5 protein-coding genes are annotated in these 12,764 nt (G+C 69.0%); all 5 read left to right on the top strand.

The genetic code is table 11. From position 1 onward, the window contains the following. The first annotated feature begins 103 nt into the window (after positions 1-103). The 5 genes from V4U86_RS14520 to V4U86_RS14500 all read left to right on the top strand — a co-directional run bounded on the left by V4U86_RS14520 (position 104) and on the right by V4U86_RS14500 (position 12,721). Entirely contained in the window at positions 104-1,411 is a 1,308-nt protein-coding gene (locus V4U86_RS14520; protein WP_395306684.1) for a serine hydrolase domain-containing protein, read from the top strand. Positions 1,412-2,200: 789 nt separating this feature from the next. Then, entirely contained in the window at positions 2,201-8,440 is a 6,240-nt protein-coding gene (gene pks2, locus V4U86_RS14515; protein ID WP_395312050.1) for a sulfolipid-1 biosynthesis phthioceranic/hydroxyphthioceranic acid synthase, read from the top strand. Between the two features lie 61 nt (positions 8,441-8,501). Continuing rightward, complete coding sequence (locus V4U86_RS14510; RefSeq protein ID WP_395311877.1) at positions 8,502-9,947, top strand: condensation domain-containing protein; 1,446 nt, start codon at positions 8,502-8,504, stop codon at positions 9,945-9,947. Positions 9,948-9,979: 32 nt separating this feature from the next. Further along, positions 9,980-11,344, top strand: a complete 1,365-nt coding sequence (locus V4U86_RS14505; RefSeq protein ID WP_395311876.1) for a wax ester/triacylglycerol synthase domain-containing protein — start codon at positions 9,980-9,982, stop codon at positions 11,342-11,344. A gap of 15 nt (positions 11,345-11,359) precedes the next feature. Beyond that, entirely contained in the window at positions 11,360-12,721 is a 1,362-nt protein-coding gene (locus V4U86_RS14500; protein ID WP_395311875.1) for a hypothetical protein, read from the top strand. Positions 12,722-12,764: the final 43 nt, after the last annotated feature.

Here is a 12,764-nt window from a genome sequence, read left to right as displayed (position 1 = left end):
GTGTCGAGCCGGCAACAATACGCCCGACCCGAGCGCTGCCCGCTTCACAGATAGGTAACGCCTCTCGCTAGTTAGCCCCGCGGAGGAGTAACTTGGTCTGACTGTGACCTACGCAATAAATGGTGAGCGCAGCGCGGCGCCCACCGGCTCCACCAATCGCGCGGCGATGACCGAAGGCGCGGTTCTGCCGCGTGGGGTCGGCGGTGCGGCGGACCCCAACTTCGCCTGTGCCGTCTCGGCGTTCTCCAAGCTGTTCGGACACCGCCGGTTCGGTGGGGGAGCCCTCTCGGTGTACCTGGACGGGGTGCCGGTGGTCGACGTCTGGACCGGCTGGGCCGACCGGGCCGGCCGGCGGCGCTGGACCGAGGACACCGGGGCCATGGTGTTCTCCGCCACCAAGGGCATGGCGTCGACGGTCATTCACCGCCTCGTGGATCGCGGTCTCGTCGACTACGACGCACCGATGGCGGAGTACTGGCCGGAGTTCGCGGTCAACGGCAAGGCGACGATCACCGTCCGCGATGTGCTGCGGCACCGGGCGGGGCTGTCCCACCTGAACGGGGTGAACAGCAGCGATCTGCTCGACCACCGCAAGATGGAGGAACGCATCGCGGCCGCTCCGGCCGGACTGTTCCGCGGCCGTCCGGCGTATCACGCGCTCACCTACGGCTGGTTGGTCTCCGGGCTCGCACGCGCGGTCACCGGCCTCGGGATGCGTGAGCTCTTCCGCACGGAGCTGGCGGCTCCGCTGGACGTCGACGGCGCCCATCTGGGCCGTCCGCCGGCCGGCGCGTTGACCCAACCCGCCCAGATCATCCTTCCGCAGAGTGCCCTGCAGAACCCCATCTTCAATGCGGTGGCGCCGTATATGGCAGCGCTGCCCGGCGGGTTCGGGTCGCTGTACTTCCCCGGGATGAAGGCGACGGTGCAAGGCGACATGCCGCTGCTGGACAGCGAGATCGCCGCGGCCAACGGTGTGGCGACCGCGCGTGCCCTGGCGCGGATGTACGGGGCCATCGCCAACGGCGGCGAGATCGACGGCACCAGGTTCCTGTCCCGCGACCTGGTGGCCGGCCTCACCGGGCCGCGGAGTCTGCACCCGGACGGATCGATCGGGATGCCGATGGCCTTCCATCTCGGTTACCACTCGCTGCCCGTCCCGGGCCTGCTGCCGGGATTCGGTCACGTCGGCCTCGGCGGGTCACTCGGATGGGCAGATCCCGCGACCGGCCTGGCGTTCGGCTATGTGCACAACCGTCTGCTGACCCCGTTCGTGGTGGCCGATCAGGCCGGTTTCGTCGCCACCGCAGCGCTCATCCGGCACGGCGCCGCGCGCGCGAGAGACCGCGGATTCAGTGGGATTCCGCGGCTCGGCGCGGGGTTCGACGGGCCTGCCACGGTGGCCGGCTGAGCAGTCGGCGGGGGTTCGTTTTCGGGCCCGTGAGTTTTGCTTGAGCTCGCAAATACGCAGGTGGTACCGCCGGTCGCAGGGCATTGCTGCAGGCCCCGAATGGTGGGTAGGTCGGCTATCGGAAATCTTTGATCAAGTCCGGCGCGCGAAGGCGGTCCCAACAATCTCCGCCACACCCGATCGTGTTGTTTCCGTTATACATGTCGACGTTGCCGAAATCGGGCCGGGCGAACACCACCGCGCGAGCCCCGGTTGTCGCTGCTGGGGTGGGTGGTGCAGGTGTTTACGGTGGTAGCGCCCCTGAGAATGCTCTCAGCAGGGCCGCCCACGGCGGTCCCAGGTGGGAGCGAAGTTCAGGTCAGCAACGGCCGATAGTTAGCAGAGCTTGTTTGCTGACTTATGCCTTGGCTAATGTTCGGGTTGACAAAGTGAGGCGCATCACATTTACTGAAACGTCAATATGACAATGGATCCGCAGGTTGCGGCATTATCGGGAAGTTGCTGGAAGATCTTGTTGTAGCTGGTGTAGCCTCCGCGTCGCGGCTCTTGAGCCTGTAGAGTGCCGTGTGGATTTGCTCAGTTTTTAACGACCTCGTCAATGGAGACGACTACGCTACCGGCTTACGGACGAGCCACAGCAAGGTGCGGGAAGGGAAATTGGGCGGCGCGCGATGGCGCCACAGCTTGGTCCACTGCCGCAGTCCTGCTCAACTCGGTCTGCAGTACCCGTCTGGAAGAGGTTTGAACTAAGTGGTTGATACACCTGTCACAGCGGTCGCCATCATCGGGATGGCGTGCCGATTGCCTGGCGGAATCGACTCACCTGACCAAATGTGGCAGGCGCTGCTCAACGGTCAGGACTTCGTCACCACGATCCCGGAGAACCGCTGGGATGCCGACGAGTATTACGACCCCGAGCCCGGCGTACCCGGACGCTCCGTCTCCAAGTGGGGCGCGTTCCTCGACGACGTGGCCGGCTTCGACGCCGACTTCTTCGGCATCAGCGATCGCGAGGCCACCGCCGTCGACCCGCAGCACCGGCTGCTGCTGGAGACGGCCTGGGAGGCCATCGAGCACGCCGGTATCGACCCGGCCGTGCTGGAAGGTTCGCGCACCGGCGTCTTCATGGGCCTGACCCACGGCGATTACCAGTTGGTCGCCGCCGACGCGCACGCCATCGAAGGCCCCTACGGATTCACCGGCAACAACTTCAGCCTGGCCTCCGGGCGCATCTCCTACCACCTCGGCGCGCGGGGCCCCGCCTTCTCCGTCGACTCCGCCTGCTCCTCGGGCCTGCTCGCCCTGCACATGGGCGCGCGCAGCCTGCACGAGGGGGAGAGCGATCTGGTGCTCGCCGGTGGCGTGAACATCGTGCTGGAGCCGCGCAAGCTGTCCTCCGGCTCGGCGCAGGGGATGCTGTCGCCGACCGGCCACTGCCACGCCTTCGATGAGGCCGCCGACGGCTTCGTCCCCGGTGAAGCCACCGGCGTGGTGCTGCTCAAGCGTCTGGCCGACGCCGAACGCGACGGAGACCGCATCCTCGCGGTGGTCCGCGGTACCGCCGCCAACCAGGACGGCCACACCGTCAACATCGCTACCCCATCCCGGGATGCGCAGGTCGCCGTCTACCAGGAGGCGCTGGCCGTCGGCGCGGTCGACCCGTCGACCGTCGGCCTGATCGAGGCGCACGGCACCGGCACCCCGGTCGGCGACCCGATCGAGTTCACCAGCCTCGCCGCGGTGTACGGCAGCGACGGCCCGGTGGCCCTCGGTTCCTCGAAGACCAACTTCGGGCACTCGCAGTCGGCGTCCGGAACCATCGGCCTGATCAAGAGTGTGCTCGCGTTGCAGCACGCCACCGTGCCGCCGAACATCCACTTCAACCGGCTGCCCGAGGAACTGGCGAAGGTCAAGACCGAGCTGTACGTCCCGACCACGGCGGCGCCGTGGCCGGCCGGCGATCAGCCGCGGCGGGCCGCCGTCTCGGCCTACGGCCTGTCCGGCACCAACGTGCACGCCGTCCTCGAGGAGGCACCTGCCTCCGCAGCGGCCACCGCCGCGTCGGACTCGGCGGGACCGCACGTCTTCGCGCTGTCCTCGACCTCCGCCGAAGGGCTCCGCGACACCGCACGCAAGCTGGCCGACTGGGTGGCCGACCGCGCCGACACCCTCGATCTGCACGACCTGGCCTACACGCTGGCCCGCCGCCGGGCCCACCGCCCGGTGCGCACCACGGTGCTGGCGGACGACCAGGCATCCCTCATCACGGCGCTGCGCGAGGTCGCCGACGGCGAGACCCCGTACCAGGGTGCGGTCGCCAAGGACGATCGCGGCCCGGTGTACGTCTTCTCCGGCCAGGGGTCGCAATGGGCGGCGATGGGTGCCGGTCTACTGGCCGGCGAGCCGGCGTTCGCGGCCGCGGTCGCCGAGATCGAACCGCTGATCGCGACCGAGTCCGGGTTCTCGGTCAGCGAGGAACTGCGGTCCTCGGTGACGGTCACCGGTATCGACAAGGTGCAGCCGACGGTCTTCACCATGCAGGTCGCGCTCGCTGCGACGCTGAAGTCCTACGGGGTGACCCCCGGCGCGGTCATCGGCCACTCGATGGGTGAGGTGGCCGCCGCGGTGGTGTCCGGCGTGCTGACGCTGGAAGACGGCGTCAAGGTGATCTGCCGCCGGTCCAAGCTGATGGCGACCATCGCCGGTTCCGGTGCGATGGCCTCGGTCGAGCTGCCCGCCCAGCAGGTGCTCTCCGAGCTGGCCGCCCGCGGCATCAACGATGTCGTGCTGTCGGTGGTGGCGTCGCCCAAGTCGACCGTCGTCGGCGGCGCCAAGGAGTCGATCCGTGAGCTCGTCGCCGACTGGGAGAGCCGCGACGTGATGGCCCGCGAGGTCGCGGTGGACGTCGCCTCGCACTCGCCGCAGGTGGATCCGATCCTCGATGATCTGGCCGACGCGCTGGAGGATCTCGACCCGTCCGAGCCCGACGTCGACTACTACTCGGCGACGCTGTACGACCCGCGCGACATCGCGGACTGGGATGCCGACTACTGGGTGGACAACCTGCGCCACGCCGTGCGCTTCGCCGCCGCGGTGCAGGCCGCCCTGGAGGACGGCTACCGGGTGTTCGCCGAGCTGTCCCCGCATCCACTGCTGACCCACGCGGTCGACCAGACCGCGAGCAGTCTGGACATCAGCCACGCCGCGATGGCCAGCGTGCGCCGCGAGCAGGAGCTGCCTTACGGTCTGCGGGCCGTGCTGGCCGACCTGCACAACGCGGGGGCCCAGATCGACTTCTCGGTGCTCTACCCGTCCGGCAACCTGGTCGACGCCCCGCTGCCGGCCTGGACACACCGCGAACTCATGCTGGTCCGCGATCCGCACGAGCTCGCCCCGGGCGGTGCCACCATCGCGGTGCATCCGCTGCTCGGCGCGCACGTGCGGCTGCCGGAGGAGCCGGAGCGGCACGCGTGGCAGGCCGACGTCGGCACCGACACCCAGCCATGGCTCGGCGACCACCAGGTGCACAACGTGGCCGCGCTGCCCGGCGCCGCCTACTGCGAGATGGCGCTGGCCGCCGCCCGTGTGGTGCACGGTGACACCGGCGAGGTGCGTGACATCAGCTTCGACCAGTTGCTGCTGCTCGAGGAGAACACCGAAATCTCCGCGACCGCGACGGTGCTCGGTGCCGGGTCCGCGGAGTTCGCGGTCGAGACCTATCTGCAGGGCGAGCAGGTCAAGCGGGCCACCGCCACCCTGTGCGCCGACGAGAGCGACCCGGGCGTCGCACCCGAGCGGGTCGACATCGACGCCGTGATCGCCGCCCACCCGGTCCGGGTGGACGGCGCCGAGATGCGCGGCTGGTACAGCCAGCGCGGCGTGCAGTACGGCGCGGCCTTCGCCGGACTGGTGGCGGTCAACGTCAACGAGGACTCCCACGGTCCGTCCGATTCGGTGCTGGCCGAGGTCGCACTGCCCGGATCGATCCGCTCCCAACAGGGCGCCTACGGGGTGCACCCGGCGCTGCTGGACGCCTGCTTCCAGGCGGTCGGTGCACACCCGGTGCTGCGCAGCGACAGCACCGGCACGCTGATGCTGCCGCTCGGTGTCCGTCGGTTGCGGGCCCACGGCTCCACCCGTAACGCGCACTACTGCTACGCCCGGATCGTCAGCGTGACCGCGTCCGCCGTCGAGGTGGACCTGGACCTGCTCGACGAGGACGGTGCGGTGCTGCTCGCGGTGAGCGGGCTGCGGGTGGGCACCGGTGTCTCGGACAGCGGTCAGCGCGACCGCACCTTCAACGACCGGTTGCTCAGAATCGAGTGGCGTCAGCAGGAGCTGCCCGAGGCCGACTACCACGACGCCGGCCGCTGGCTGCTGATCAGCACCTCGGATGCGACCGACCTGCTGGCCACCAGGCTGGCCGACGCGCTCAAGAGCCACGAGGTGGACGTCACCAGCATGGTGTGGCCGCAGCACTCCGACCACGAGGCGCACGCCACGCGACTGCGTGAGCAGCTGGCCGCCCAGCCGTTCAGCGATGTCCTGGTCGTCACCCCGCCCCGGCACGGGGTCACCGACGAGCAGTCCGGGGTGCGCGGCGGCGACAATGTCCGCCACCTCGTGAAGATCGCGCGGGAGCTGCCCGAGACGCCGGGGGAGTCCCCGAGTCTGCACGTGTTGACCCGCAATGCCCAGACGGTCCTGCCAGAGGATTCCGCGAACCTCGACGAAGCCGGTCTGCGCGGTCTGGTGCGGGTGATCGGCACCGAGTACCCGCAGCTGTCCGCGACCCAGATCGACGTCGACGACTACACCGATCCGGCGCAGATCGCGGCCCAGCTGGTGTCCGGTTCGGACGAGGACGAGACCGCCTGGCGGTCCAGCCTGTGGTACGTCGCCCGGCTGGTTCCCGGGCCGCTGCGCCCGGAGGAGCGGCGCACCACCGTGGTCAACCCGGCGCGTGAGGGGATGCGGCTGCAGATCCGCACGCCCGGAGACATCCAGTCCCTGGAGTTGGCCGCCTTCGAGCGGGTCGCACCCGGGCCCGGTCAGATCGAGGTCTCGGTCACCGCGTCCAACCTGAACTTCGCCGATGTGCTGGTGGCGTTCGGCCGGTACCCCAGCTTCGAGGGCCGGCTGCCCAAGCTGGGTGCCGACTTCGCCGGTGTGGTCACCGCGGTCGGACCGGGCGTGACCAACCACAAGGTCGGCGACCGGGTCGGCGGCATCTCCGCCGACGGGGCCTGGGCGACGTTCGTCACCTGCGATGCCAACCTGGCCGTGACGCTGCCGCCGGGGCTGCCCACCAACCGGGCCGCCGCGGTGCCCAGTGCGCATGCCACCGCCTGGTACAGCCTGCACGACCTGGCCCGCATCTCGGCCGGTGACAAGGTGCTCATCCACTCCGCCACCGGTGGTGTGGGGCAGGCGGCGGTCGCCATCGCGCGGGCCGCCGGCGCCGAGATCTACGCCACCGCCGGTAGCGAAGCTCGTCGAGAGCTGTTGCGCGGCATGGGAATCGAGCACATCTACGATTCGCGCAGCACCGAGTTCGCCGAGCAGATCCGCCGCGACACCGACGGCTACGGCGTGGACATCGTGCTGAACTCGCTGACCGGGGCCGCGCAGCGGGCCGGCCTGGAACTGCTGTCCTTCGGCGGCCGGTTCGTCGAGATCGGCAAGCGCGACATCTACGGAGACACCCGGATGGGCCTGTTCCCGTTCCGGCGCAACCTGTCCTTCTACGCGGTCGACCTGGCGCTGCTGTCGCTGACCGACTCCGACACCCTGCGCCGTCTGTTGGAGGTCTGCTACCAGCAGATCGCCGACGGCGTGCTGCCGTTGCCGGAGACCACGCACTACCCGCTGGAGGACGGTGCCACCGCCATCCGTGTGATGGGCGCGGCCGAGCACACCGGCAAGCTGGTGCTCGACATCCCGCACGGCGGCCAGATCAACGCCGTCGTGCCTCCGGAAGAGGCGCACGCGGTCCGCGGCGACGGTGCCTACGTCATCACCGGCGGTCTGGGTGGGCTGGGCCTGTTCCTGGCCGAGAAGCTGGCCGGGTCCGGCGCCGGGCGGATCGTCCTGAACGGCCGTTCCGCACCGCCGCCGGCGGCCAAGGAGGTCATCGAACGGATCCGGCGGTCCGGTACCGAGGTCGAGGTCGAGCTGGGTGACATCGCCGAGCCGGACACCGCCGACCGGCTGGTGGTCGCGGCCTGTGCGACCGGACTGCCGCTGCGCGGGGTGCTGCACGGCGCCGCCGTCGTCGAGGACGCCGCACTGCCGAACATCACCGACGAGCTGGTCGAACGGGACTGGGCACCCAAGGTGTACGGCGCGCTGAACCTGCACCGCGCCACCTTGAAGCAGACGCTGGACTGGTTCTGCGTGTTCTCCTCGGCGGCCGCGCTGGTCGGGTCACCGGGGCAGGGCGCCTACGCCGCGGCCAACAGCTGGCTGGACGCGTTCACGCACTGGCGTCGCAGCCAGGGCCTGCCCGGCACCGCGATCGCCTGGGGTCCGTGGGCCGAGATCGGCGCGGGCGCGGCGATGGCCGAGAACAGCGATGCGGCCATCGAGCCCGAAGAGGGTGCCTTTGCGTTCGAGATGCTGCTGCGGCACGATCGTGCCTACAGTGGGTACGCGCCCGTGGTGGGAACACCGTGGCTGGCGGCGTTCGCCCAGACGAGCAAGTTCGCCGAGGCGTTCCAGTCGTCGGGGCAGCGCAACACCGGCAGCGCATTCCTTGCAGAGTTGCATGACCTGCCGCGGGACGAATGGCCGGCGCGCATGCGCAGGATGATCTCCGAACAGATCAGTCTGATCCTGCGCCGGGCGGTCGACCCGGACCGTCCGCTCGCCGAGTACGGCCTGGACTCGCTGGGCACGCTGGAGGTACGCACCCGCATCGAAGCGGAGACAGGTATTCGTATCGGATCGACAGATATTTCCACCATCAGGGCGCTGGCAGATCGTTTGTGCGATGTGCTGGATCCTTCCGAAGTATCGGTTCCGTCATGACCACGGGTTGCGCAACGTCGCACAATCCGGGGTCGGGCGTCGTCGAAGCAGGAGATGAATAGTGGTTGCGATGAAACCGATCCACGACTGGGTCGGCGAACCGGGTTCGGTGATTTCCTGGCATCCCTCGCGGGCCACGCTCGCCAAGGTCAAGGAAGCGCCGGTCAGTGATGTCCCGGTGAGCTACCAGCAGGCGCAGCACCTGTTGGCCTACCGCAAACACGAGTCGTCCGGCACCGACATGGCCCGGCTGAACATCCCGTCCTGGGACATCCCGGGCCGGTGTGATGTGCGCGCGATGACGCACGTCATCAACGCCTACCTGCGCCGGCACGACACGTTCCACAGTTGGTTCGAGTACGCCGAGCAGGACCGGATCATCCGGCACACCGTGGCCAACCCGCGCGACATCAAGTTCACGCCCACCGAGCACGGCGAGATGACCGCGGCCGAGTGGCGCGACCACATCCTGGCCACCGCGAGCCCCTGGGTGTGGGACTGCTTCCACATCGGGATCATCCAGCGCGAAGACCACTTCACGGTGTACATCAGCGTCGACCACGTGCACACCGACGCCATGTTCATGGGCTTGGCGTTCGTCGAGATCCACATGATGTACAACACGCTGGTCGAGGGCGCGGCCCCGCTGAAGCTGCCGGAGCCCGGCAGCTACGACACCTACTGCCGTGAGCAGCACGAGTTCGTGTCCCAACTGACCACGGAATCGCCCGAGGTCCGCGGCTGGATCGAGTTCCTGCAGCAGAACGGCGGCACCCTTCCGACGTTCCCGCTGCCGCTGGGTGACCCGTCGGTGCCGTACTCCGGCGACGTCGTCACCATCTCACTGCTGGACAAGGAGCAGGGCGACCGCTTCGAGCAGATCTGCATCGCAGCCGGCGCCCGGTTCAGCGGCGGTGTGTTCGCCTGCGGTGCGATCGCGCACTCCGCCATCACCGGCGACGCCACCTACCGGGTGATCACCCCGACCACCACCCGCCGCACGCCGGCGGAGTTCATGACCACCGGCTGGTTCACCGGCCTGGTGCCGATCACGGTGCCGGTCGACGAGGACGACTTCGGCGACATCGCCCGCGCGGCCCAGGAATCGTTCGACGGCGGAATGGATCTGGCCCACGTACCGGTCGAGCGGGTGCTGGAACTCGGCGCCGAATCGTACGGGCTGCGTCCCCCGGACGCCGGCGTGCCGATGCTGTCCTACCTCGACGTCGGCCTGTTGTCGCCCGGCGTGATCGCCGAATGGCAGCGACTCAACGGCACCATCTACAGCGATTCCCGCTCGGCGTATCAGGTCGGCATGTGGGTCAACCGGGTGGAGCAGGAGACCACGGTGACCGCGGCCTTCCCGAGCAATCCGATCGCCCGCGAATCGGTGATGCGCTACCTGCTGGCCATGAAGGCCGTGTACGTCGGCGTGGTCGAGGGACGCGACGTCGCTGCGGCCGCCATCGCCGCCGACACGGTCGGTCTCGACCTGAAGACGGCCTGATCGCCGACGTTGGCAACGGAGGTACCGCCGCGATGACGCGTGCCGTCACAGATCCCGCAGGGTTCGATGACCGGCTCGAATACACCGATCAGGCGATGTTCCTGGGTCTGCGCGCCACCGGCCAGGAAGCCGTGATGCAGATCGTCTGGATCTACGAGCGCCCGGTCGACCTGGACAACATCCGGCGCTTCCATGACGGCATCGGTTACGGCCTGCTCGGCCGCCGGATCGAACGCTCGGTGCTGCCGTTCGGCCGGCACCGCTGGGTGTCGGCGCTGGGTCCGCAGGCCGATCTGGACTTCGACGAGCCGCGCGACCGCGCGGAACTGGGCCGATGGATCGACGAACGCGCCACCATGCCGCTGGATCCGGAGCACGGCCCGGCCTGGCACGTCGGCGTGTTGCCGATGACCGACGGGTCCACCGCGGTCAGCATCGTGATCTCGCACTGCGTCAGCGACGGCGGCGGCGCGCTGCAGACCATGGTCAACGCCATCCACGGACGCCGGATCGACTACGGCTATCCGGCGCCGGGCGCGCGGACCCGCGGCCAGGCGCTGCGCGAGGATCTGCGGGTCACCCTGCGCGGACTGCCCGAGGTCGGCCGCACCCTGGTCGAGGCGGTCCGCCAGGTCACCCGCCGCCGCGATGAACTGACGAAATCCGGGGGCGTCAAGCCGCAGGTCGAAGGCCCGGACCAGCAGGTATTCACCCCGTCTGCGACGGTCTGCGTCAAGCTCGACGACTGGGATCGCCGCGCTGCCGAACTCGGGGGCAACGGCCACTCACTGGTCGCCGGTTTCGTCGCCAAGCTCGCCCAGAACATCGGGCGGGTCGGACCGGACGGCATGGTCACCCTCAACATTCCGCAGGGTGACCGCAATCCCGGTGACGACGACACCCGCGCCAACGCGGTGGTGCTGGTCAACCTGGCCATCGACCCGGACAAGGTGACCACCGACCTGGCCGAGGCGCGCGCAGCCCTGCGGGAGGGGCTGCGGACCGCCCGCGAGGTACCCGACGAGAACCTGCGGCTGCTGCCGCTGACACCGTTCACCCCGAAGCGTGCCGTCCGCAAGATGGCCGATGTGGCCTTCGGTTTCTCCACCGAGCTCCCGGTGTCCTGCTCGAACATGGGCGATGTCCCGCCGGGCCTGCCCGATATCGACGGCACCCCGGCCGACCTCGTTTTCCTGCGCGGTATCGACCGGGTGGCGACCCGGCACGCCCTCGAACAACGGTGCGGCCTGCTCACCGTGGTGGCCGGCCGGATCAACGGCACCGAGACACTGACCTTTGCCGCCTACGCCCCGGGTGCGGAGAACACCACCGCATGGCTGCGCGGCGAACTGGAGAAGACGCTGGCGGACTTCGACCTGTCCGGCGTGATCGAGTAGTAAAGGGGACGAGCTTTGACGATCGATGATGTCGGGTTGGCCGACAACCGGCTCACCCTGTGGGACGAGGCCCTGGTCCGTGCCAACCGGGCGACCGGCCGGGTGCAGCTCATCCAGTGCGTATGGGTCTACGAGCGTCCGGTGAACATGGACGCGGTGCAGGAGTTCTACCGCAACTTCGGGTACGGGATGGCCGGCCGCCGGGTGGAGCGCTCACCGCTGCCGTTCGGCCGCTACCGCTGGGTGTCCGCCCTCGGCCCGGCTGCGCCGCTGCAGGTCAACACCGACCCCCTGCCCCGGGATCAGGTGAGCGACTGGGCCGACCGGTTCGCGCAGGTCCCGGTGGACCCGGAGACCGGTCCCGGCTGGCACATGGCGGTACAGGCGTTCGACGGGGGCGTGACCGCGATCTCGGTCGTCGGCTCGCACTGCCTCGGCGACGGGGTGGCCGCGCTGTTGGCGGTGGGCACCGCGGTCGCCGGGGCCAAGATCGACATCGGCTACCCGCCGCCGCTGTCCCGGCGCCGGGGCCGGGCCATCGCCGCGGATCTGCGGGAAACAATTCGCGAGCTCCCCGAGATCGGCCGGGCGGCGCGTAAGGCGGTCAAGGTTCTGCGCGGTGACGGTGCGTCCGCCGGGGCGCCGGTGGCACCCAAAACCGTTCGTACCGTGGACGATCCGAATGAGCTCGTCATCGTTCCGGCGATCACCGCGTACGTGGATCTGGCGGAATGGGATGCCCGCGCCGAGGCGCTGGGCGGCAACGGGTACTCGATGCTGGCCGGGTTCAGCGCCAAGCTGGGGGAGCGGATGGGCCGGCGCAATCCCGACGGCAACGTCTCGCTGCTGATCGCCATCAGCGACCGCACCTCGGAGACCGACGTCCGGGCCAACGCGATGACGCTGGTGAACGCGAAGGTCGACCCGACCGATATGACCAAGGATCTGGCGCCCACCCGCAACGTCCTGCGGGAGGCGCTCAAATCCGCCAAGGATCAGCCCAACGAGATCCTCGAGCTGATGCCGCTGACCCCGCTGGTGCCCAAGCGGCTGGTGAAGAAGGTCGCCGACATGATGATCGCGTCGGACGACATGCCGGTGGTGTGCTCCAACATGGGTGACCTGCCCGCCATGCTGACCAGCGTCGACGGCACCGAGGCGGATTACACCGCGTTCTACGGCGTCGATCAGGCCACCCCGCGCGGTGAACTCGAGCACGGTGACGGTCAGCTGGTCGTGGTGTCCGGCCGCCTCAGTGGCAAGATCATCATCGGCATCGTCGCCTACCAGTCGGGGGCCGAGAATTCGAAGTCGCGGCTGCGCGATCTCACCGCCGAGACGCTCGCGGAATTCGACCTGACCGCTGTCTTCGTTTAATACTGCTTACCGATTGAGCGTGTTCTGAAAAAGGACTGCTGAG

Origin of the sequence: Mycobacterium sp. AMU20-3851, assembly GCF_043974665.1 — a bacterium.
Taxonomy (GTDB): domain Bacteria; phylum Actinomycetota; class Actinomycetes; order Mycobacteriales; family Mycobacteriaceae; genus Mycobacterium.
The sequence above is the reverse complement of the archived record's forward strand: the minus strand, read 5'-3'. Positions and strand labels throughout refer to the sequence as shown.